The sequence below is a fragment of the Breznakibacter xylanolyticus genome, from assembly GCF_003254275.1.
In the GTDB taxonomy this organism is placed as follows: Bacteria; Bacteroidota; Bacteroidia; order Bacteroidales; family Marinilabiliaceae; genus Breznakibacter; species Breznakibacter xylanolyticus.
Genome location: NZ_QKZK01000004.1, coordinates 129346 through 153776, shown reverse-complemented (window position 1 = coordinate 153776; position 24431 = coordinate 129346). Strand labels below are relative to the sequence as shown.

The window sequence follows — 24431 nt, the reverse complement described above, 5'->3', positions numbered from 1 at the left end:
GATGCAGCGAGACGAACATGTTTAAAGTGTCTGTGTAAGCACATTGTACTTTGAAACATGGTGTTTGAAGAACAACATTGAAATGCCCGCTTCGCTTGCCAATCGATTCTCTATCGAAGTACAAAATTGATAGGCACGGTGTACGACACATTCACTTTCTTGTCGAGCTGCTCACCGGGCGTCCAATTGGGCATCGACTGCACCACACGGAGCGCTTCGCGATCAAGGCTGGGATGCACACCACGGGCTACAGTCACGTTCACAACTTCACCTTTTTTATTGACAACAAACGACACATAAACACGTCCACTGATCCCGGTCTCACGAGCCGAAACGGGGTATACCACCGACTCAGCCAAATAACGTTTTAAGGCTTGGTCACCTCCTGGATATTGCGGCATCTTTTCAACAACGATAAAAATGGAAGTGTCATCTACATCTTCGTCGGGGACTTTCACATGAATGAAATCCACCATGGCTTGGTCTCCACCTTCGCTCGTGAAATCAAAATCCGCGTCATCCACCGGGATATCATCCGTGACAATATCAATAACGTCGACCAACTGCGGGGCTGGCGGGGGTGGCGGGGTGACTTCCATGGGGCGTGTAATGGGCGGCAGCACCATATCGTCAAAAGAGCCATCGTCAGATACAAGAGTCGAAGCTGACACATCAGCCGTACTCCAATCAAAAGCAATTAAAACGGCCGAAATGGCCACCACAAAACCTATTTGTAAAAACATGGATTTTTTACGTTCAAGATCAGCTTGGGGTGATTTTTTTACTTCCATCACTCATTTTTTAAAAAGTCGTTCATCTACGTTTTAAAATCCGAATGCAAAGCATCCGCTGTGAGAAGTGTCAGTTGTTTTTACCCGGGATGTTACTCTGGCATGGGTCGAGGGAATGAAATAAATCTGGTGCTATTCACTATAAAGACCTTTCGTATGATCTTTTTATAAAACACCCTGTAAGAATTCAGCCTTTGGCCGCTGGGGCATCCATTCATTGATTTATATTAAAGTTAACCAAATGTTCGTGCAACAAACCGGAAGATGTGTGAATAAACGTGAAATTATGATTGTTTAACAATTGAATTCACCCTAAAAGGTATCTGACAAGCGAACCATTTCATCAAGTTGTAAGAATTCCGAGCCTTTTAGATGAATCTTTTATAAATTTGTAAACCTGATGACAAAAAATACTGATTGTCAGAGTAAAAACAAATGATTGAAAAATGTTTGTGAATTAAGATGAATGGAAGTCGGTTAGTTGTATTTATTTAAACGCCAAACAACCTAAACCTCCCCATAAAATGGTTAGGAACCATCACAAGGGAAGTATGATTTACGACACACAGGAACATGGTAATTGGAAGAAGTGCACAAGTAGTACATCAGTCCCATCATCATTAAGTTTCGATCAAAACTCCATGATTCATGTAATTCGACACAGTCGCTTTATTTGCTTTGCAAAACGCCAGGGGCTATAACCAAGTGAAAAATTCGTGAAATTTTTTGCTTCGCAAAGCGCAGATCGATCTCGTGGACAAAAGACAGAAAACACCCACATACAAAATTTCAAACACATAATACAATCATGACGATCACCAAGCGACACACAGAAAGATGATTAAAAACCCTCATCGTCTTGCATCTTGATACTTTTTTTATACATATGAAAACATCCAGATTGAAAATGCCAAAAAAACCATCCCCTGATAAACAAACATGGTGGATAGGAATCGTAATTTTGCTCCCCCTTCTTTGGATGGGGTGCCACACAAACAAAACATATATGACCGGAAAGAGTTACCATGGCTTTAAGCTGATTGAAAAACGATTTGTACAAGAGGTGAATGCCGAATGCCTCTATTTTAAACACGAAAAAAGCGGAGCCCGCCTGTTTAAAATCATGTCCGATGACGCCAACAAGACTTTTGGCATCGCATTTAAAACCGTTCCCGAAGATGATTGTGGCACACCTCACATCATTGAACACTCGGTATTAAACGGCTCTAAAAACTTTCCGGTCAAGAGTCCATTCGATCGACTGCTACAGGGGTCACTAAACACCTTTCTCAACGCCATGACTGGTTCCGACATGACGGTGTATCCGGTCGCCAGCATGAACGATAAAGACTACTTTAACCTGATGCATGTGTACCTCGATGCGGTGTTTAACCCATTGATATACACTGACGAGCGAATCTTCATGCAGGAAGGTTGGCATCACGAAATGCAAGACACCTCATCCGTAGTTGAATACAAAGGAGTGGTTTACAACGAGATGAAAGGCGTTTATTCAAACCCCCTCAGCGAACTCGAATATCAAAAGCAACGCATCCTGTTTCCCGATAACGCCTATGGTCATGAATCAGGGGGACATCCTGCTGCCATTCCTCAACTGACGTATGAAAAGTTTCTTGATTTTCATCGTAAATATTACCATCCCTCCAACAGCTATATATTATTATATGGCAATGCCGATTTGGATAAGGAGCTACAATTCATCGATGAGGCTTACCTTTCGGAATATACCCAAAGCCCCACTGAAGTCACCATTCCTATGCAAGCTCCGTTTGCCCAAATGAAACGCGAAGTAAAACCCTATCCGCTTGCAGATGACGAAACGCCTGAAAACAAAACCTTCCTGAGTTTAAGTTTTGTTACAGGACAAAACACCGATCTGGCTCTGGTCAAAGCGCTTGATGTGTTATCCGAAGCACTCGTCAACCAAGAGTCGGCACCACTACGTCGCGCATTACTCGATGCCGGAATCGGACAAGAAGTGAGCGCGGCAATGTCGGAAATGCAGCAAAACGTTTTTGAAATCCGCGTGTTAAATGCCAATCCCAATGATGCCGACAAATTCTACGACATCGTAATGGCCGAGCTCAAGAAAGTCGCCGAAAATGGCCTTGACAGCGCCATGTTGCAAGGTATCATTAACCGGATGGAATTCAATTTGCGAGAAGGCGACACGCCCCACAAAGGGCTGATGTACTTTTTTATGAACATGAGCAACTGGATGTTTGCTCAAAACCCATACGTAGGGTTAGAGTACGAAGCTTATTTGAAAAACCTGAAAGAGGGCATCGAAAGTGGTTATTTGCAAACGGTCATCAAACAATACTTTCTCAACAACCCCCATTCGCTCCTATTGACCCTCAACCCGCAAAAAGGGCTGCAATCAGAACTCAACCGTCAGGTAACAGACGAATTAACAACTTACACAAGTACCCTGACCCAAGAACAAAAAGATTCACTGGTAAAAAGAACCACGGAGCTCATCGAATATCAACAACGCGAAGATGACTCAACCGCATTGGCCTCAATCCCAATGCTGGAACTATCGGATATTGGCAAAACCGGCGAATGGCACGGCGCCATTGAAAAAGAAGAAGAAGGTGTGAAAATCATTCATTGCAACGAGTTCACCAACGGAATCATATACACCAGCCTATTCTTCGATGCCACCGTTATCGACAAAGAAGATATTCCGTACATTCGCCTTCTTTCAGAATTATTGGGCAAACTGCCTACGCGCAAATACACGTATGGAGATTTGGACAACACGCTGAACCGAGAAACCGGCGGTTTCAACACCACCCTCACCGGTTTTATGAAGGATCGCTCCGACGACCAATTGCAGCCTAAATTTGAAGTCTCGGCCAAAATATTGCATAACAACTCCCCTGCCCTTTTCGACCTGATTGAAGAAATTTTATTGCATTCAAAATTCGATGACCATGTACGAATGAAAGAATTGCTATCGCGCCATCAGTCTCAACTGGATTTGCGGATGAAGCAAAATGGCATGAACGTGGCTCTCACCCGTTTATACTCGTATCACTCCAATCAGGGAATGTTCGCCGAACTGCGCGGTGGCTTGGAATATTACCGCTTTTTAAACGACCTGACAGCCAAGTTCGATCAACAAAAAAACGAGGTGACATTAAAGCTGCAAGAACTTGTAAATAAATTATTTAATCGCACTCATCTAACTGTAGGATTCACATGTACTGCAGATGATTACACCAAAATGGTGGTTCCCGCACTGAACCATTTTACGGCCATATTACCCGTTGCAGCCAACAAGCCCCAGCAATGGATTTTTGAACCACTTGCAAAAAATGAGGGTATCATGACCCCTTCCAAAGTGCAATTTGTGCTGCAAGGAGCCAATTTTAAGAAACTGGGTTACGAGTGGAACGGAAAAATCAGAGTTCTTGACCAACTGCTATCGACAGACTATTTGCAAACCAAAATACGAGTTATTGGTGGCGCCTATGGCGGATTCAGCCGTTTCGATCCTTCGGGAAATGCATATTTTGCATCATATCGCGATCCCAACTTGAAAGAGACCCTCGATAACTATGCCGGCATCGATGCTTACCTCGACTCACTGAGTCTCGACAGCACAGCCATGACCCGATTCATCATCGGAACCATTTCGCGCATCGACAGACCAAAAACACCTTCAGAAAAAGGAGATGAAGCATTTTACAACCATTTCACGAGAGTTTCCAGCGAAATGGTTCAAAATGAACGAACAGAAATTCTGAATACTACACCTAATGACTTAAAGCAATTGAGCAAGATGGTGAAAGACATCCTCGATCAAAAGACTTGGTGTGTGTATGGTAACGATGAAAAAATTAAAGAAACTGAATCACTGTTTAAAATCTGCATTAGCTTACAGTAAAAGTTTAATACTAAATAAAAAAGTCCTACCATCTCATGACGGGGCTTTTTTATTTTGATATTCGATTCAATGTCGTTAAGTTAAGAGAAGAAGACGCAAGACTATGAGACAGATGATGAGATAAGGAAAGATATTTAGATCTGTTTTCTTCGTCTTCACAGTCTAATCTATCTGTCTGATGTCTAAAATTCTCCTTGTCTTTTATTCGATTGTCACTAACTAAACGACATTGATATACGATTGCAAAATGAAAAGTCTGTCACATGGCGATTACAATGAATCCGAACCACAAATACTTCAGTTAAGAATTAGACAAAATCATTCATGAGATACTGAAACGATGTCGTTAAGTTAAGCCATGAAAGGGCGATAAGCAGGAGCGTTGGGCATAACTAAACGACATTGGATGCTGAATTCAAAACACCACTTCACAAGTGACTTCAAACATAAAGGCATAAAAAAAGGGGCCGTTGCCCCTTACTGAAGAATATGAACAATCACTTAGGTATTAAGTCTGTTGAAGTTATCTGCAATCAATTAATCAAACATTTTAATTAAAAACTTTGAAAAATGACGCTGATCACGATGAACAATCATCACATAAAAAAAGATGCGTGATTGAAAACACAATTCAAAGAAAAGAAACCGCGACCTTAATACCAAATTATTGGGATTGACACCTGCTATCTGGGGTAATAGAACGTATTTAGGGGCAAAAACTGACATTTTGGGGTGAAATCGCCGACTCACAATTTCACAAACAAGGGCTTTGATGCGACTTTTTATTTGTTAATTTTACAATCCATTTTAAAAAACCAACATCGCGAATGGATTTAAGCCAGAAATTGCCCTCGTATCTAACCGAAAAAAAGAACATCACCCGATTGATTCTTTTCACGGCTGCTTTCGCGTTGGTATTTGTCAATATTTACGCACCATTTGGCATCCGCACCTTTTTGAGAATCAACCCCAACTGGGAAAAACTGGGACTGATGGGGTTCTTATCGGGAAACAAAGAACGTGAATTGATTTTTATGTCGAGTGCCATCATTCTCACGGGCGTTCTCGTGGTGGTTATCAGTCGGATGATTATGTACAGTAAGGTTAAGAAAGGGGCTCAACTCAGCACACTTCATTACATTCAATGGGTCGGAGTTGAAATATTGAGCATGGCACTTTTTTACACGTTCTACGAATATTTTTTTGTCCCCGAACCACGCCCGGTTTTATTGGCTTTCCGCAAATCGTTGCTCAACACCACCCTGGTTCTCATCATCCCCTATGGCCTGATGTGGCTCTATTTGTCGTGGCGAGATAAAGACAAACAACTTCAAGCACTCACCCAACAACCCGACCCAACGACGACCAACCTAATGGTTCCTTTTAAAGACGACAAAGGGACTTTACGCATTTCTCTCAAAACAAACGACTTACTATACCTGCAAGGGAGCGACAATTATGTAACCATCTATTATCATACCCCTAACAAGCCATCAAAATTTCTTTTACGCAACACACTTAAGAAGCTGGAGGATGAATTTTCTGAGAAATCCATCGTTCGGTGTCATCGCTCCTACATGGTCAACATTGACAAGGTAAAACTGGTCCGTAAAGACAAAGACGGCCTCATTCTGGAACTGGACACCACCCCGCCCATTGAAATACCTGTTTCAAAAACTTATATGCAGGATATCATGCAGGCATTCGGCCATTTATAATGGGGATGTTATGTCATTGGCTTCATCCGATACGATTGAGAAAACTTAACAAAGAAGTCAATCAATATTTTTTTCAACAAAAAAGCTCTCAATTGCAGAATGTTGTATAAATTGTCATTCTGTTTTTTATAAACCCAACTTTTAAGACATTATTTTATGATTAAACACTTCACCATCCTCCTGATGGCGATTGCAGCCATGTTGGCCACGCCCTCGTGCAGTTGCCGTCAACAAAAAAGCGACAACGTAGTGGCTTACCACGAAAAAATTGTGGCCTTTACATCCGGTACCGTCAGCAACCAAACGGCCATCCGGGTGATATTCGAACAGAGTGTCCCCGAAGCCGAGCCGGGCAAAGAAGCCTCCCCTTCGTTAATGAGCATTTCGCCATCGGTAAACGGGAAAATGTATTGGGAAGACAACCAAACGCTGGTTCTGCAACCCGAAAAAAAACTCCCCTCCGGACAACATTTTGAGGTCTCGCTCAAAATGGCCAAAATTTTCCCCGATGAAGAGGGCACCTTTGATTTTACGTTTGATGTAATGCCGCAAAACTTCAAATTTGAGGCCGTCAATTTGCGCCCCGAAGTGCTAACCGACTTAAAATTAAACCTCTTTACCGGCAAACTGATTTTCGCCGATCATGAAGATGCCACTCAAATTGAGAAAATTGTCACGGTCACACAAAACGGTCAAACACTTGACCTGACCTGGGAACATCAATCCATAGAACAACAGCACTATTTTACGGCACATGGCATTAGCCGGCAAGACGCAGCCGGAAGCATCACCATTGAATGGGATGGTAGCCCCATTGATGTCGACATCAAAGGAAGCGAAGAAATTGAAGTGCCAGCCTTGGGCGACTTTAAAATTATGAACGTCACGGTAGAACAACAGCCTACACAAAAGGTCATTGTGCAATTCTCCGACCCGTTGCTCTCGTCACAAAGCCTCGATGGATTGCTGGACATTGAAAACCAGGAGAACCTTCGATACGAAATTGATGCCAACCTGGTGACAATATATCTCAACAGCCGCATTCAGGGACACGCTCAACTCATTGCGTCGCCGGGCATCAAGAATATTTTGACTTACGAAATGAAAAACCGACAAGCTTTCGACTTGGCATTTGAGGCACTCATGCCACAAATGGAGTTCATCGGTAAAGGAACCATCCTTCCCAATTCGCAAGGTCTCATCTTACCATTCCGCACGGTGAGTCTGCGAGCCATTGAAGTGAACATCATCAAGATATTCGAAAACAATGTGGCGTCGTTTCTACAAATCAACACCATGGACGGAGAAGACCAACTGCGCAGAGCAGGACGACTGGTGCTGAAGAAAATCATCCTGTTAGATCAGGACAAAACCATCGATCCCACACGTTGGAATACTTTTTCACTCGATTTGGCCAACCTGATTCAGCCGGAACCCGGAGCCATCTACCGCGTGGTGCTGAACATGAAAAAAGAATTTGCCATTTACCCATGCGAAGGTGAAGAAAATGAGCCCGCTGCCGAAATCAAAGACGAAGGCATTACCGAAGGTGACATCGCCTATTGGGACACACCATCGGCTTACTCATATAGCAACTGGGATTATACCGAAGATGGTGATTACAACGACTATGATAGCTGGGAAGACCGCGACAACCCATGTAAGTCGATGTATTACAGAAACAAGTCCGTAAGCCGTAACATCCTGGCTTCAAACATCGGGTTGGTGGCAAAGGGCGGTACCAACAAGGAAATCATGGTGGCCGTTTCGGACATTCGCAGCACCGAGCCAATGGCCAATGTTGAATTAGAAATCCTTGATTACCAAAACCAAATTATCGGCAAAGCACAAAGTGGGTCCGACGGTCTGGCTCGCATAGATGTGTCACGCAAACCTTATCTGCTCATCGCTAAAAAAGAAAAAGAACGAGGCTATCTGCGCCTCGATGATGGTTCTGCCCTCTCACTGAGCCGTTTCGACATATCAGGACAAACCATTGATAAAGGCCTCAAAGGTTTCATATACGGCGAACGGGGTGTGTGGCGACCTGGCGACACTCTATTTTTGGGATTCATCCTTGAAGACAAACTCAAAAAAATCCCCGCCGGTCATCCATTGGTGTTTGAATTACTAAATCCCCACGGTCAAATGGTTTCGCGGCAAGTGGCACAAATCAACGAACACAACCACTACCGCTTTATTGCCACCACCACCGAAACAGCTCCCACGGGAACGTGGACCTGCAGGGTGTTAGTGGGCGGCACGTCGTTTGAGCAACCGCTGCGCGTAGAAACCGTCAAACCCAACCGCCTTAAAATAGAGCTCGATTTCGGGAAAGAGATGATCAAAAAAGGAGAATCCCTCTCTTCAACCCTGACTTCGAAGTGGCTTCACGGAGCCATTGCCCAAAACCTCAATGCCAATGTTTTGGTGACCCTCAATAGCACCAAAACCAGCTTTAAGGCTTACCCCGATTATCATTTTGATGACCCTACCCGCAGTTTTCAACCCGAAGAAATCAATATTTTCGATGGCCGATTAAACGACCTGGGACAAGCAAATATTACGGGCAACCTTCAGACGTCAGAGCAAGCACCCGGCATGCTTAACGCAGCCTTCCTCACGCGCGTGTACGAAGAGGGCGGCGACTTTAGTGTGGATCGTTTTAACATTAAATACGCTCCATACAAAAGCTTCGTAGGCTTGCGAGTTCCCAAAGGCGACCGTCGCGGCATGCTACTCACCGACACCACCCACACCTGCCATGTCGTCACGGTTGATGCCGATGGTAACGCGGTTAGCCGTCGCAATGTGAAATATTTTGTTTATAAAATAGAGTGGCGATGGTGGTGGGAATCATCAGAAAACGACCTGACACGTTACTCAGGCAGCGAATATCAAAACCTCATCACATCAGGATCGTTCAACACCACCAATGGGAATGGGAAATTCAATTTCTCCATAAAATACCCCGATTGGGGCAGATACCTCATTCGCGTCATCGACACCGAAGGAGGACACGCTTGCGCCAAAACCGTTTACGTTGACTGGCCGGGATGGGCTTTGAAGCCATCGGCCAATCCACAGGATGCTGCCATGCTCACGTTCAACGCCGATAAGGACAAGTATGCCACGGGCGAAAATGTGACCCTCACATTCCCATCGCCCGGTGTGGGTCGTGCCTTGGTAAGCATCGAATCGGGTTCACGCGTATTGAAGGCCTGGTGGGTAGAAACCCAAAAAGGAGTGACCAACGTCACCTTCGAAGCCACACCCGACATGGCGCCCAACGTGTATGCACACATCACACTGCTGCAACCACATCTACAAACCGTCAACAACCTGCCCATCCGTCTTTATGGTGTGATCCCCATCATGGTGGAAGACCCCAAAACCCGATTAGAACCGGTCATTGACATGGCCGACGAATTACAACCCGGCAAAACCACCACCATCCGCGTCAAAGAATCAACGGATCAAAAAATGGTGTACACAGTGGCCGTGGTCGATGAAGGATTGCTTGACCTGACCCGATTTACCACGCCCGACCCCTGGAACCTCTTCTATGCCCGCGAAGCACTGGGCGTGCGCACTTGGGATCTCTACGACCTGGTCACAGGAGCCTACGGCGGGCGCATCGAAAAAGCCTTCAGCATTGGCGGGGGCGACGATTTGGATGGCCGTAAGGGTGGCGACAAAACCAATCGCTTTAAACCCATGGTCAAATTCATGGGACCCTTTGTGCTTGAAAAAGGCAAAACAGGTGTTCATACGTTTACCATGCCCCAATACGTGGGCTCGGTACGAACCATGGTTGTAGCCTCTCATCAAGGAAGTTACGGAAAAGCAGAAAAGGCCACCCCGGTTCGAAAACCGGTCATGGTGCTGGCCACGTTACCCAGGGTGCTTGGCCCGGGCGAAACGGTAGCCCTGCCCGTCACCGTATTTGCCATGAAAGACAACGTCAAAAATGTAAATGTCAAATTAGAGATTTCGGGTCCCCTTGAAATTATTGGCGAATCATCCACCAAAGTGGCCTTTGACCGCCCTGGAGACAAAGTGGTTACATTCAACCTGAAAGTTAAAGAACAAATTGGTGCGGCAAAAGTAACCATCAAGGCATCGGCAGCCGGTGACGACGCTGTTGATGTCATCGACATAGCGATACGCAATCCAAACCCGCCTGTGTACACCTTTGTGGAAAAAACCATCCCCGCCGGCGCATCAGTCACCCTCGACTACACACTCCCGGGGATGGCAGGCACCAACCATGGGGTGCTCGAAGTATCGGGCATCCCGCCTGTCGACTTTGGTCGACGCCTGAAATACCTTCTGGCATATCCACACGGCTGTGTAGAACAAACCACCTCGGGCGTCTTTCCTCAATTGTTTCTGAGTGACGTAATGGAGCTGACACCCGAAACGGCCAAACGTGCCGAACAAAACATTCGCGCCGGCATCAACCGCCTCAAACAATTCATCAACAGCGATGGCGGTTTTGGCTACTGGCCGAGTAACAACAGTAGCGATGACTGGGGTACTTCATATGCCGGCCACTTTTACCTCGAAGCCGAAAAGAAAGGCTACCTGCTACCCAATGGTTGGAAAAAAGAGTGGGTGAAATTCCAGAAGAAAATGGCACGTCAGGCATCGGGCAGCAATCATATGAGTCATTTCAGCCAGGCATATCGTCTTTACACGCTGGCTTTGGCGGGAGAATCGGATTTGAGCTCAATGAACAGATTACGCAATGAAAAAAACCTGTCAATTAACGCCAAATGGCGACTGGCAGCTGCGTATGCACTGGCCGGTCAGCAGGATGCCGCATCAAAAATGATTGAAAACATCAGTACCGACCATGAATCGACTAAAGCAGTATCGGATTACACCTACGGCTCACCCGACCGTAACGATGCCATGATTATTGAAACGCTGACATTGCTCAACCATCACGAAAAAGCCATGCCTTTGGTGGTAAAACTATCAAAAGCCATGAGCTCACAAAACTGGATGAGTACACAAACCACTGCATACGGACTTATCGCTCTAAGCCGTTTTGCAGGTAAAACATCGGGCAACGAACCATTAAAGTTTGAATGGAGCCATAACGGAAAAAAACAAGGGTCATTTACAGTCCAAAAATCGGTTCGTCAAGACTCATTGGTCATTGGCAAAGCACTCAACGGCCAAGTAACGGTCACCAACCCGTCTAAAAAAGTCATTTATGCCCGCGTGACCATGCATGGGGTGCCGGCCATAGGTGAAGAAACGGCTTCGGAATCGAATCTACGCATGAGCGTGTCGTACACCGACATGGATGGCGATGCCATTGAAATAGATCAAATACAACAAGGTACCGACTTCAAGGCCATTGTCAGGATATCGAACCCCGGGTTATTGGGAGCATATCAAAACCTTGCACTCACGCAAATTTTCCCTTCCGGATGGGAAATCCGCAACACACGACTGGAAAACATCCAATCGGCGCACGAAGGCAATCTGCCTACCTATCGTGACTATCGCGACGACAGGGTTTACACCTATTTCGATCTGGATAACAACCGAACAAGCACCTACGTGGTACTCCTTAATGCAACCTACAAAGGACGGTTTTACCTGCCTGCCGCCAACTGCGAGGCCATGTACGACCATACCGTCAATGCCCGCAACACCGGGCAATGGGTAGAAGTGAAATAACAGGGCATCAACCAAACACAAAGGGTTGTCGGAATAACACGACAACCCTTTGTGTTTCATTAAGATCCTAATCCACCCAGGATGCCTTGTGAATGAGCCGTGATGCAGATATAACGAGAAGCTTTTGTATCAAATGCACTTGTAGAAGGACAAACAGAGTGACACATGTCAAATCACACACGATGTGCCAGCAGAAGACATCGATACATCATCGGGATAAAATGTTATTTTTGCCACAAAAGAAACAGCCATGGCACTCATTTTAAGCATCGAAACCTCCACCCAAATGTGCTCGGTGGCATTGTCGGAAAACGGAACCACCCGCTTTGCCAAGCAACACCATGACAGTTATTCACACGCATCGCACCTCACAGTCCTCATTGAAAGCCTCATGCAGGAATCGGGAATGGTGTTTTCGGAGGTCGATGCCATTGCCGTCAGTTCAGGGCCGGGATCATACACAGGGCTGAGAATTGGCATCTCTACCGCAAAAGGTATTTGCTACGCCATGCACAAACCCCTGATTGCGATTAACTCATTGGAAATTCTTGCTTGGCAAATCCGACAGAGCGAGTTGGCAAACCAAACGCCCCATGCCCTGTTATGTCCGATGATTGATGCCCGACGCATGGAAGTTTACACCACACTGTACAACACTGCCATGCAACAGCTAACACCCATCACTGCCGAAATCATCGACAACCAATCACTTGCCACTCAATTAAATGAACAACCCATCATTTTTGCCGGCAATGGAGCAGATAAATGCCATGAAGTAATTACCCACCCCAACGCCCTTTTCATTGATCAATGTATGCCACTGGCTCACCACATGGCAATACCAGCTCAACTGGCTTTTCATGAAAACCGTTTTGAAGATGTGGCCTACATGGAACCGTTATATTTGAAAGACTTTGTAGCAACAACGCCCAAAAACAAAGTTTTTTGAAAAGATTACTCACTCACTTACTGATACTTACAACACCCCATCCATCACACATTGAAATTGGTCTGAGAATTGCATAGATTTTGTAACTTCAATAGCGAACTCAAACGTATGAATTGATAACCAATTGAAGGAAACGCAACCAAAGGTATCAAGCTATGAAAACAATCTTACGCACATGGGCAATTCTTGCCATCTTCGCTATGTTGACCGGATTCGACACGCCGGTGAAAAAAAATACGTCATACGGTCCCGGTGAATTTTTAGAATATTCGCTCAACTATGGCTTTATCAAAGGAGGGAAAGGCATACTTTCGGTAAAAGACACACTGATGAACGGCGTAAAACTGAATCACGTTGTCGCCCGCGGAGAAACAGTTGGCGTTGCCGACATGCTCTTCAGCGTACGCGACCGGTACGAGAGCTTTATCAATCCCACCAATGACTTGCCGATGAAATCGGTTCGTAGCATTAAAGAAGGACGCTATAAATATTATGACGAAGTAACCTACAACCACGACTCCCTTTATGTTGTGAGCAAACTAAAAGGAACACAACCGGTTCCTTCGCGCATCCAGGATATTCTTTCGGCCTTTTACTATGCACGCAACTTCAAATTTAACGACAGCCTCAAGAAGGACGAAATCATTGAAATCATGACCTACTTCTCCAACGAACTGTTTCCCTTACGCATCCGGTACCGGGGCATCGAAACCGTGAGCACCAAATTTGGGGACGTGCAATGCTACCGTTTTAGCCCGGTGACCGAAAAAGGGCGCGCCTTTGCCACCGAAGACGACATGCACGTGTGGATTTCGCGCGATGCCAACCGAATCCCTGTGCGCATTCAATTCGACCTGACGGTAGGGTCATTCAACTGCGTACTCGACAACTACAAAAACCTGAAAAATCCCTTTACAAGCCTCAAAAAATGAAGCCAATCAGCACGCATTTTGGATGATAACGAACCCAATACGTGCCATTTTTCAGATAAAACCATTACTTTTGGGCGTGTTTTTTTTAAAAAAATCACGCCCATTTTTTCGTTTTAATCTTTCAAAAAATAAATATTTCAAATGGCAACTACTGCAGACTTCCGAAACGGCATGTGCATCGAATACAACGGCCAGCTTTGTTTCATCGTCCAATTTCAACACGTTAAACCAGGCAAAGGTCCCGCTTTTGTCCGCACCAAATTGCGCAACGTCACCACCGGCAAAATTCTGGAAAACACCTTTTCGGCCGGCGTAAAAATTAACGAGCAGCGCGTAGAAATGCGTCCCCATCAATACCTTTACAACGATGAAATGGGTTTCCACTTCATGAACATGGAAAGTTTTGAGCAAATCACCGTCGATAAAGATTTGGTTGAAAACTACGACCTGTTGAAAGAAGGCACCCAGGTAGATGTGGTTTACCACGCCGACACCGAAACGCCATTGCTGGTCAACCTTCCTGCATTCATCAACTTCGAAATCACATATACCGAGCCAGGTGTTCGAGGTGATACTTCGTCCACTTCGTCACTCAAACAGGCCACCATCGAAACCGGTGCCATCATTATGGTTCCCCTGTTTGTAAACCAAAACGACAAAATTAAAGTTGACACACGCGATCGTTCATACGTGGAACGCGTTAAAGAATAACACCCCAAAGCATCAAGCACTGCCAATGCGAAGCATGACTTCGCATGGCGTGCTTTTTTTATAAACGCGAATTGCTTGCATTTTCTGTAATTTTCAGTAAATTACATCACCGTAGATTCATTCCACCTCCATTCAATGCTCACCGAGTCAAGCAAGAAAAGGCTACATATATACAAAGACCGACTGAACATCATTCTCGATGTGGCTCAAACCATTAACCAGGACCACACCATCGAAGATTTGCTGGCCGGCTTTAAAATCCTCCTCAAAGAAGAACTTGAGGTTGGTAAGGTTTTGGTGTACACCTATTCTAACAACTCATGGAAAAACCTGCTCTCGATGGGCGTGTCGGACAACGAGCGGGAGCAAATAGACGTGGAACAGGACTTGATTCAATACAAAACCATCGAGAACATCACCCTGTCGCATCCCCCACAACTCAAAGGATTCGACGCAGTGATTCCGCTGTTTCACCGTTACAAAGAAATTGGTTACGTACTCATTGGCGACGTCGAAGAGGAACAAACAGGCATCAGCCCCACCATCAAGCACCTGAAACTCATTCAAATCATCTCCAACCTCATCATCGTGTTCATCGAGAACAAGCGTATGCAAAACGCGCTGCTCGAGCAGGAAGCGTTAAAACGCGAGATGCAGTTGGCCGCCAGAATACAGAATCAACTCATTCCCAACGACAAAAAACTGCCTGTTTACGCCAACCTCGAATTAAAAGCTTTTTATCAACCACACTTTGGGATTGGAGGGGATTATTACGACATCATTAAACTATCACCCTATAAAATAGGATTTTGCATTGCCGATGTGTCGGGCAAAGGCGTCGGAGCCGCCATTCTGATGTCGAACTTTCAGGCCATTATCCGCTCCCTTTTCACCGCCACCATCGACCTGCCGTCACTGGTGCACAAGCTCAACGAACGGGTAAACGACAGTGCCAACAACGAAAAGTTCATCACCCTGTTTATCGGTCGATACAACACACTCACCCGCCGGCTCACCTACATCAACGCCGGTCACCTGCCACCGATCTTCTTCGATGGCAAAAAGAACCAAATTATTCATTTAGAAAAAGGATGCATCGGTCTGGGAATGCTCGATTTCATCCCACACATTGATGTGGGAAGAATGACTGTGCCACGCAAATCAAAACTCATGGCCTTTACCGATGGCCTGGTTGAGCTAGAACGCAATCAAATGGTAGAAACCGATGTGCTGGAACTGGAACACATCATCAACCAACGTCACCCCATCGCCGACGACATGGCCGAAATAAAAACCAGAGTGGCCGAATTGGTACGCGAAGGGTCGGTATTTGACGATATTGCCCTCATTGCCATGGGATTTCTGTGACACTCAATAAACCACTGTGCGTTGATTTTTCATTTCCGCTTCTAACCGCACTCGCTGTCCCACGGTCACTTTATCGAGCAAAGCTTTGAACCGGGGGCCATGGTTCATTTCAACGGTATGGCACAACTCGTGCAATAACACATAATCAATTAAATGATCGGGAAGGCGCATCAAATGAAGGTTGAGGTTGATGTTCTTTTTTCCGGAACAACTCCCCCACCGACTCTTCAAATTCTTGACCGTAATGGTGTTAAATGCAAAACCATGCTGTTGTGCCAATTCAAAAGTTCGTTTGGGTAAAAATGATTTGGCCTCGTAGCGCAACGCCTGTTCAATACCTCCACGTATCACCTCCTGAATGGATGACGTTGCCACTGACATGTGTGAAGGGTAGCGTACGTGCAAAAGCCCGTTTTTAAATGTTAACTGCACATTATGACGCACATCGGGTTCAATTTTCAATGCAAAAAAACGGGTTTTAAAAACAGTTGACTCATCAAAAATTGTCTGTTTGTGCTCATGTTGTTTCACCTTTTGAATGGCATCAAGCATCCATTGGCGATGGTTTTCGATAAAAGCAGAAAGTTGCCTGGGGGATGTCCCAAAAGGAAAAACCACCTCGATACCCTTAAAAGGCTTCACACGAATAGAAAGGCGCGAAGCCCGTTGACTGCACACCAGCATCACAGGCCCCACGCCATCAATATTCACCAAATCTTTCGTTAACATTCTTTCTATAAACTCCAGTATTTCATTTTATGAATCTTCCCACGATAAATCCCCTTCACATCCACAAACAGAGCATCGGGAATAGCGTGCGACAAAAAGAAAGATTCGTCAAGCCCAACAAACTCACGATGATTTACGGCCACAATCACAGCATTGTATTTCTGTGTGATATCAGGAATAATGGGGTAACCATATTCGTGCATCACCTCATCAGAGTTGGCATGCGGGTCATAAACATCCACAGCCACACTAAATGATTTGAGCTCATTGACAATGTCGGCCACTTTGCTGTTGCGAATATCGGTAACATTTTCTTTAAAAGTTGCCCCAAGAACCAAAATCTTAGACCCATTGATCTTATGACCAATTGAAATTAATTTCTTCACCACCTGCTTAGCGATGTATGCCCCCATGGAGTCGTTGATGAAGCGTCCACCGGTAATGATTTTGGTATGATAACCCAATTCATTGGCCTTATAAGTGAGATAATAAGGATCAACACCAATGCAATGGCCTCCCACCAACCCGGGCGAAAATTTCAGGAAGTTCCATTTGGTGCCGGCAGCTTCAAGCACTTCGTAGGTGTTGATGCCCATGCGCTGAAAAATGAGCGATAACTCGTTCATCAAGGCAATATTGACATCGCGCTGTGTGTTTTCAATGATTTTAGCCGCTTCGGCCACTTTAATACTGCTTGCCTTGTGAATTCCGGCCTTGACGATGGATGCATAAACATCGGCAATGATTTGGAGCGATTCGGCATCGCTGCCCGACACAATCTTCAGAATTTTAGTTAACGTATGTTCCTTGTCTCCCGGGTTGATGCGCTCAGGTGAATAGCCCACCTTGAAATCAACATTGAACTTCAGTCCGGATTCCTGCTCCAGAATGGGTACGCAATCCTCTTCGGTACATCCGGGATAAACGGTCGATTCAAAAACCACAATATCCCCTTTTTTCAGAGCACGTCCCACCGTACGGGCAGCACCCAACAAAGGGGTCAGGTCGGGCAGGTTGTGTTTGTTGATGGGGGTAGGAACTGCCACAATGTGAAAACAAGCCTGCCTGAGATCATCGGGGTTGGCCGTAAAACGAATGTCGCACCCATTAAAAGCCTCTGCTTCGAGTTCGTTGCTGGGGTCGATGCCCCTGTTCATCAAATCGACACGTTCCTGTTTGATGTCGAACCCAATCACGGACATCTTTCGGGCAAATTCTAAAGCAATGGGGAGCCCAACATACCCCAGCCCGGTTACGGAGAGTCGGGCTTGCTTATTCAGCAAAAGGTCAAGCATAAGATAGGTATTTATGTTTAGTTAAAGTCATTAAGTCGGATTTGGTTTGAGGCTATAAATGCGTTCGATGATGTCGACCACTTTGAGACCTTCGAGGGCATTGGTACTGATGGCCGTCCGATGATGCAGAGTATCAACCACGTTTTCAATCACATAATGATGGTTCGCGGCCGACCCTTTATACGCACCATAATCGTTGGGAGGGTTCACAGGTGCCAACACCGGCATGTCGTAATCCTTGACGTGGCAATAAACCACATCATTCATGTATTGCCCTGCCACCTTCACGCTGCCGCGTTCGGCAACAATGGAGATGCTGCTTTCAAGGTTTTTATCCCACACAGCAGTGGAATAATTGATGCACCCCATACCACCATTCACAAAGTCGAACATTACTGTGCCTGAGTCTTCAAAATCGGTGGAATGACGATGCGCAAAGTCACCAAAAGCAGCCTTAATGTTGGTGATGTCACCAAAAAGCCAATACAAGGTATCAATAAAATGTGAGAATTGCGTAAATAAAGTTCCACCGTCCAATTGCGCAGTTCCATGCCAGTTCCCCGGCTTGTAATAACGGTCGTCACGGTTCCAGTAACAATTTAGCTGAACCATATAAATATCACCCAAAACGCCTTCGGCAATCAGCTGTTTGAGCCAAGCCGAAGGAGGCGAATAACGGTTTTGCATCACGGCAAACACTTGCCGCGACATTTGCAGGGCTTTAAAAATAACAGCCTCAGCATCGGCTTTGGTCAAGGCCATTGGTTTTTCAATGACCACGTGCTTACGCGCTTCGAGGGCTAGTATGGCTTGACGGGCATGCAACCCATTGGGCGTGCAGATGTTAACCACATCAACCTCTAGGTCTGAAACCAGCAACGCTTCGATGGAATTGAACCACGGCACATCAGCGTCAGCGATACCGGCCTGTTGTGCCGGAACAATGTCGCACATGGCCACCAAGCGGGCTTGTGGATGACGGCGAATCATTTCGGCGTGGCGTTTCCCAATATGCCCCATGCCCACAACCGCGAATTTTATGATGGAAGAATTCATGTATCTATAAAAGTATTAAGACTTAAGTATCAAGACACCAGACGATGATAATCTATAATCATCTTCCTGTGCGTCGCTTGGTAACCATCATGATGGTTTCATGTACTTTTCATTTGTTTGTCAATTGCCAGATGGAACTCACACATAATCATTGGCTTTACCAATTACCGAGTGTCACGAAGAAACACCATATCAGAATGAAAATCATGCATTTGAAAGCTTCTGTGATAACGTTCTGCATTGGAATTGGGTCACGATGCACCTCCGGTAAATCATCAAACAATCATTAACTAATACGGCTCACCTCATTATTATCAATTCGATACATCTGCCCGGTTTCGGGACAAACAGCGCGATGGTCATTGGCAAACTTGAGCTTGTGACCGTTTTCACTCACCCATCCCGTTTGACGTCCGGGATTTCCGGTGATGAGCGCGTATGGCTTTACCGACCTGGTAACGACTGCGCCGGCCCCTATCATGGCATAAGCCCCAATCTCGATGCCACACAACACAGTGGCATTGGCACCGATAGAAGCCCCACGACGAACCACTGTTGACAAATACTTATCACGACGCACAACCGCACTCCGGGGATTCAACACATTGGTAAACACCACCGAAGGCCCCAGGAAAACATCATCCTCGCACGTCACCCCCGTGTAAACAGACACATTGTTTTGCACCTTCACATTGGTGCCCAGCACCACACCCGGCGCAATCACTACATTTTGACCTATGTTGCAACGAGGGCCAATGGAGCATCCGGTCATGATGTGGGAAAAATGCCAGATATTGGTTCCATCTCCAATGGCACATCCCTCATCGATGACAGATGAAGGATGCGAAAAATATGCAGACTCACTCATTTATAGAAGTTTTTAATAACAGACGTGATAAAATCCAGATGTTCAGATTCAAGTTCAGTGTGCATGGGCAAGGATAGCACCTGTTTAGAAAGCATGTCGGATACAGGGAAGTGCACATCAGGGCTAATCCATTGCTCAAACGCCTTTTGCCGATGAATGGGCAAAGGGTAATACACCATAGAGGGGATGCCGGATGCCTGCAATACAGCCCGTAATTCATCACGACTGCCATCCTTCACCCGAACGGTATACTGATGGTAAATATGAGATGTATCAGAGGCAACAAAAGGAATCTGCACTTGAGGGATCGCGGCCAGGCGACTGTTATATATGGCAGCAGCCATCGCCCTGCGCTGATTGAAATCGTCGAGATGCTTCAACTTGACGCTCAACACAGCCGCCTGGATCGTGTCGAGCCGAGAGTTGACGCCTATGCGATCGTGCACATACTTGATTTTGGAACCATGATTGACAATGCTACGCAAAACAGCAGCCAGGTTGTCATCATTGGTAAAACAAGCACCCCCATCGCCAAAACACCCCAGGTTTTTAGATGGGAAGAACGAAGTACAACCAATGTCTCCAATGGTTCCCAGGCGTGACGATATGGTTCTGTTATGATGATAAAATGCCCCTGTCGCCTGCGCAGCATCCTCAACAACATAAATTTGATGACGTCGGGCAATATCCATGATTTCATTCATGTGCGCTCCCTGACCAAATAAGTGCACAGGAATAATGACTCTCGTGCGGGGAGTTATGGCTTTGGCCAGAGCATCCACATCCATATTAAAAGTATCGGGGCACACATCGACCAAAACGGGCTTAAGCCCCAACAAAGCGATGACCTCGACCGTTGCAATGAACGTGAAATTAGAAGTAATCACTTCATCGCCGGGCTGCAACCCAAGCGCCATGAGCGACACCTGCAAAGCATCGGTACCATTGGCACAAGTAATCACATGCCTGACACCCAAATAATCGGCCAACTCTTCCTGAAAAGATTGTACTTCATCCCCATTAATAAAATTTGCTCTATCGAGGACCTGATGTATCGATCGGTCGATATCGGTTTTAAGACGCGAATATTGAGTGGCAATATCGACCATCTGAATGGGTCGCATGGAATGAATGGAATTCAATTGACTGGATATTGGTGAGCACAAAAAGGTTAAAAATCATCCCAACGGATTCACACAGGCGCCATGCAATCACCAACAAAAGAAAGCGTTAAGCACAACACATTAAAGGCCGGTGAAAACTCATTCGGACAGGGTAAAAACGCCTGAAAAGTTAAAAAATTTTACTGCAACCCCACACAATTTTATTATGAAGGATAAAGCACGGTAAAAAAATGGTGTTATTTAACTATTTTGGCAACCCACAATCAAATAATACCCCATGACCCCAACCCACTTCATCGACATCACAGGCACCTCAGCAGCAATATTAACCACCGTGGCCATGTTTCCACAGGCATTTCGCATCATCAAAACGCGCGACGTAAAAAGCATCTCCATGTGGATGTATCTTACCAACAGCTTGGGGATAGTGATGTGGGGCACTTACGGTTTGTTGCTCAATCAAAAACCCATCATCTATGCCAATCTGGTAGCGATTGTGCCGGCATTAACCATTTTGATATTAAAAATCAGGCTGAACCAGAAACAATAAATCCGTCGTCAAAACAAACAGGCCATTGCTCAAAAAAAGTAACATCGCATCATCAACCTTTTGTTTAATCAAAGATTTTCAACCATTTTTGCAACCTGTTTCAACCATTTACCCAATCCGGCCCTAGAAGAACCGGAACTTAATGTCTTGTCTGTGCATCGACCCATGTTATTCAACATCAGCCATGCGACTCCGGCGTTCACCAAAGTCCGGCATTTGTGGTGTATTGTTACCTTATTTATACTGATGAATCACCCAATGGTGATGGGTCAGGGCATCACCTCAGTTCAGGGGAAAGTCGTGGACAGTGAAAATGGGCAACCCGTTCCGTTTGTCAATATCATTTTTAAGAACACCTCCATTGGCACCATCAGTGACACTACGGGATGCTTCAAATTGCAGGGAAAAATAATGAGCGACACCATCCTGCTGAGCACCATTGGATACCGCAGCAGTCGCCATGCCATCAAACGGGGACAGAAAAACAATGTCACCGTGAAGTTAACACCTGATATGGTGGCTCTCAAAGAGGTGAAAGTTGCGCCCGACGACGGCCCCATGCGGCGCCTGTTCAACCAAATCATAAAACAGAAACCCGTTAACAACCCGGAACGGCACACCCGTTACGCCTTTGAAAAATATAGCCGATGGGAATACAAAATTAACAACACCGGAAAAAAAGAGCTGCAGTGCGACTCGGTGAACTTGCGTGATAAAGCCATGTCGGCCATGGCCTTGGACACCATGCAGGACATCCCACTGTTTTTTTCGGAGCAAATATTCTACAACGAATATCAACGCACGCCGGCGCGGCAAAAATGCACCATTCTGGCCAACTCCAAATCGGGCTTGGGGATGCTTGAGGACACTGAAATATCGGGATTTACCAGCGGCCTGGATATGGGCGTGAATTTTTACGACAATCAAATCAAAATCCTCTCGCAAAACTTCATCAGCCCGCTGGCCGACAACGGTTGGTTTTACTACAAGTATTATTTATCCGATTCGACCCAAATCAACGGCATCAAACACTACAACGTACGATTCGTGCCACGTCGATGGGGAGACAACGTTTTCACGGGCAACTTTATTGCCGAAACTCACCACTATTCAGTGGTGGACATACAAGCCAAGCTGACCAACACCAGCCATCTGAACTTTGTACGAAGACTTGAATTTACAGCCTCGTACCAGTTTGTGAACGACACCATTCCGTTCTTCAAAACCACAACCATTGATGCGGCAGTGGATTACATGCCTGTCAGCTTTGGCAAAAACGACAAACGTATAGAATTGAATGTGAAGCACCTTTCGTCCATCGACAAGGTGACCCTCAACCCTCCGGGAGAAGTGAAACTCAGCTCGAGCAAACTGTCGTACGAAACGCTTAAAGTTCGTGGAGCTGACACCCGTGACACCGCCTATTGGAAGACGGTGCGCCATGTCGGATTGAGCGCATCAGATGAGCTCACCCGTAGCCGCATCGACTCGCTCAACCAAAAACCTTTTGTGAAATTTCTCGACAAGTTGAGCTACATGCTCTTTACGGGTTATTGGGACTTGGGTAAATGGGAAGTCGGCCCCTACGACTACGTCTTCAACAAAAACGCTGTAGAAGGCACCCACCTATACATCGGCGGACGCACCAGTACCGAGATATGGGAAAACGGCCAAATTTGGGGCGGCGTGGGTTATGCCACTCGCAAAAAAGAGATGATATGGCGATTGGGCGGCGGATACATATTAGACTCACCGACCCGACAAATCATTCGAGGCTCGTTGACCGACGATTACATTCGCATTGGCGAAAACGAAAAGATACTCAACATATACGAAAACAAGCAAAACACGTCGGAGAGCAACCTCATCGCGCACATCTTTAAACGCGACCGATTGGATGAACTCTACCGTCAACAAAAAGCGACGTTTGAATATGAACATGAGTGGCGCTCGGGCTTTTCGACCCGCTTGAAGGCATCGTACAGTAAGCAATTCTCGCCAGACTTTTACCCCTTTATGTGCCAGGGGAATCCGGTGGGTTCCGTTCGTGTTGCCGACATGGGCATCAATTTACGTTGGTCGTGGAAAGAAAAATATATTGACAAAGGATTTCGCCGACTTTACACCGGCACCCGCTACCCCATTGTGAATTTGAACTTAGGCGGAGGTCAATCGTTTGTCAATGGGATGAACGAGTTTTACGCCCGAATCCATGCCACCTATAAGCACATGTTTTTTTGGGGACAGACACAAATGTTATACGTTGGCGAAGCAGGCGCCGTGGCCGGAAAAGCGCCTTACACGATTCTTGACATCCCGCGCGGCAACGAAACTTACGGCTTCATCATGTACAACTACAACCTGATGAATAACCTGGAATACGTGCACGACACCTACGTGCACCTGTTTCTCGACTACCATCTCAACGGCATGTTCTTTAAGCGATTTCCGCTCATCAAACATCTCGGATTGCGCGAAGTCATCACCTTCAAAGGGTTGTATGGCACACTACGCAACGGGCATACACAGATGCTCGATTTGCCCCTGTCCATCTCGCCCAACAACCACATTCCGTATGCCGAAGTGGGTTGGGGCGTTGAAAACGTGTTCCGCTTTTTCCGCATCGATGCCATTTACCGAATATCGGAAGTGACCTATCCCGGTGCTCCTAAATTTGGGATCCGGGGACGATTTGAGGTGAAGTTTTAATCGTTCAATTCCATCAGG

General features: G+C 45.9%; 15 protein-coding genes. 9 read left to right on the top strand and 6 right to left on the bottom strand.

Annotated features, from left to right (window positions below; all coding sequences use genetic code 11):
• Positions 1-110 precede the first annotated feature (110 nt).
• Positions 111-791 carry an energy transducer TonB gene (locus LX69_RS03685; RefSeq protein WP_111444471.1) on the bottom strand — a complete coding sequence of 227 codons (681 nt, stop codon included), beginning with the start codon at positions 789-791 and terminating at the stop codon, positions 111-113.
• Between the two features lie 1006 nt (positions 792-1797).
• Between LX69_RS03685 and LX69_RS03680 the strand changes: the two genes are divergently transcribed.
• From LX69_RS03680 to LX69_RS03650, 7 genes are all read left to right on the top strand, one after another.
• Positions 1798-4707: an insulinase family protein gene (locus LX69_RS03680; protein WP_170124222.1), complete on the top strand. Its 2910-nt coding sequence runs from the start codon at positions 1798-1800 to the stop codon at positions 4705-4707.
• 827 nt (positions 4708-5534) lie between these two features.
• Positions 5535-6425, top strand: a complete 891-nt coding sequence (locus LX69_RS03675; protein ID WP_111444469.1) for a LytR/AlgR family response regulator transcription factor — start codon at positions 5535-5537, stop codon at positions 6423-6425.
• A 156-nt stretch (positions 6426-6581) separates the two neighbouring features.
• Positions 6582-12122 (top strand): alpha-2-macroglobulin family protein, encoded by a 5541-nt coding sequence (locus LX69_RS03670; RefSeq protein WP_111444468.1) that lies wholly within the window; start codon positions 6582-6584, stop codon positions 12120-12122.
• A 250-nt stretch (positions 12123-12372) separates the two neighbouring features.
• Positions 12373-13071 (top strand): tRNA (adenosine(37)-N6)-threonylcarbamoyltransferase complex dimerization subunit type 1 TsaB, encoded by a 699-nt coding sequence (gene tsaB / locus LX69_RS03665; RefSeq protein ID WP_111444467.1) that lies wholly within the window; start codon positions 12373-12375, stop codon positions 13069-13071.
• 155 nt (positions 13072-13226) lie between these two features.
• Entirely contained in the window at positions 13227-14003 is a 777-nt protein-coding gene (locus tag LX69_RS03660) for a DUF3108 domain-containing protein (protein ID WP_111444466.1), read from the top strand.
• Between the two features lie 141 nt (positions 14004-14144).
• Complete coding sequence (efp, locus tag LX69_RS03655) at positions 14145-14714, top strand: elongation factor P (RefSeq protein ID WP_111444465.1); 570 nt, start codon at positions 14145-14147, stop codon at positions 14712-14714.
• 135 nt (positions 14715-14849) lie between these two features.
• Positions 14850-16082, top strand: coding sequence for a PP2C family protein-serine/threonine phosphatase (locus LX69_RS03650; protein WP_111444464.1), 1233 nt, complete (start codon positions 14850-14852; stop codon positions 16080-16082).
• 3 nt (positions 16083-16085) lie between these two features.
• Here the strand turns inward: LX69_RS03650 and LX69_RS03645 are convergent, their stop codons facing one another.
• From LX69_RS03645 to LX69_RS03625, 5 genes are all read right to left on the bottom strand, one after another.
• Positions 16086-16811 (bottom strand): M48 family metallopeptidase, encoded by a 726-nt coding sequence (locus tag LX69_RS03645; RefSeq protein ID WP_111444463.1) that lies wholly within the window; start codon positions 16809-16811, stop codon positions 16086-16088.
• A gap of 5 nt (positions 16812-16816) precedes the next feature.
• Entirely contained in the window at positions 16817-18106 is a 1290-nt protein-coding gene (locus LX69_RS03640) for a nucleotide sugar dehydrogenase (RefSeq protein ID WP_111444462.1), read from the bottom strand.
• A 30-nt stretch (positions 18107-18136) separates the two neighbouring features.
• Positions 18137-19162: a Gfo/Idh/MocA family protein gene (locus LX69_RS03635; protein WP_111444461.1), complete on the bottom strand. Its 1026-nt coding sequence runs from the start codon at positions 19160-19162 to the stop codon at positions 18137-18139.
• 286 nt (positions 19163-19448) lie between these two features.
• Complete coding sequence (locus tag LX69_RS03630) at positions 19449-20030, bottom strand: acyltransferase (RefSeq protein ID WP_111444460.1); 582 nt, start codon at positions 20028-20030, stop codon at positions 19449-19451.
• Entirely contained in the window at positions 20027-21172 is a 1146-nt protein-coding gene (locus tag LX69_RS03625) for a DegT/DnrJ/EryC1/StrS family aminotransferase (protein ID WP_245934934.1), read from the bottom strand. Before LX69_RS03625 ends, LX69_RS03630 begins: the two co-directional genes overlap by 4 nt.
• Before the next feature lie 259 nt (positions 21173-21431).
• Between LX69_RS03625 and LX69_RS03620 the strand changes: the two genes are divergently transcribed.
• The gene (locus LX69_RS03620) at positions 21432-21704 is read left to right on the top strand and encodes a SemiSWEET family sugar transporter (RefSeq protein WP_111444458.1); all 273 of its coding nucleotides are present in this window, start codon (positions 21432-21434) and stop codon (positions 21702-21704) included.
• A gap of 246 nt (positions 21705-21950) precedes the next feature.
• Positions 21951-24413, top strand: coding sequence for a DUF5686 and carboxypeptidase-like regulatory domain-containing protein (locus LX69_RS03615; RefSeq protein ID WP_170124221.1), 2463 nt, complete (start codon positions 21951-21953; stop codon positions 24411-24413).
• Positions 24414-24431 lie beyond the last annotated feature (18 nt).

Bases quoted from the DNA above. Each gene is read 5' to 3' on its own strand.
- tsaB (WP_111444467.1), top strand. From the start codon at position 12,373: ATGGCACTCATTTTAAGCATCGAAACCTCCACCCAAATGTGCTCGGTG.
- LX69_RS03660 (WP_111444466.1), top strand. From the start codon at position 13,227: ATGAAAACAATCTTACGCACATGGGCAATTCTTGCCATCTTCGCTATG.
- LX69_RS03685 (WP_111444471.1), bottom strand. From the start codon at position 791: ATGGAAGTAAAAAAATCACCCCAAGCTGATCTTGAACGTAAAAAATCC.
- LX69_RS03675 (WP_111444469.1), top strand. From the start codon at position 5,535: ATGGATTTAAGCCAGAAATTGCCCTCGTATCTAACCGAAAAAAAGAAC.
- LX69_RS03615 (WP_170124221.1), top strand. From the start codon at position 21,951: ATGAATCACCCAATGGTGATGGGTCAGGGCATCACCTCAGTTCAGGGG.
- LX69_RS03680 (WP_170124222.1), top strand. From the start codon at position 1,798: ATGACCGGAAAGAGTTACCATGGCTTTAAGCTGATTGAAAAACGATTT.
- LX69_RS03630 (WP_111444460.1), bottom strand. From the start codon at position 20,030: ATGAGTGAGTCTGCATATTTTTCGCATCCTTCATCTGTCATCGATGAG.
- LX69_RS03650 (WP_111444464.1), top strand. From the start codon at position 14,850: ATGCTCACCGAGTCAAGCAAGAAAAGGCTACATATATACAAAGACCGA.
- LX69_RS03645 (WP_111444463.1), bottom strand. From the start codon at position 16,811: ATGTTAACGAAAGATTTGGTGAATATTGATGGCGTGGGGCCTGTGATG.
- LX69_RS03635 (WP_111444461.1), bottom strand. From the start codon at position 19,162: ATGAATTCTTCCATCATAAAATTCGCGGTTGTGGGCATGGGGCATATT.
- LX69_RS03640 (WP_111444462.1), bottom strand. From the start codon at position 18,106: ATGCTTGACCTTTTGCTGAATAAGCAAGCCCGACTCTCCGTAACCGGG.
- LX69_RS03670 (WP_111444468.1), top strand. From the start codon at position 6,582: ATGATTAAACACTTCACCATCCTCCTGATGGCGATTGCAGCCATGTTG.
- efp (WP_111444465.1), top strand. From the start codon at position 14,145: ATGGCAACTACTGCAGACTTCCGAAACGGCATGTGCATCGAATACAAC.
- LX69_RS03620 (WP_111444458.1), top strand. From the start codon at position 21,432: ATGACCCCAACCCACTTCATCGACATCACAGGCACCTCAGCAGCAATA.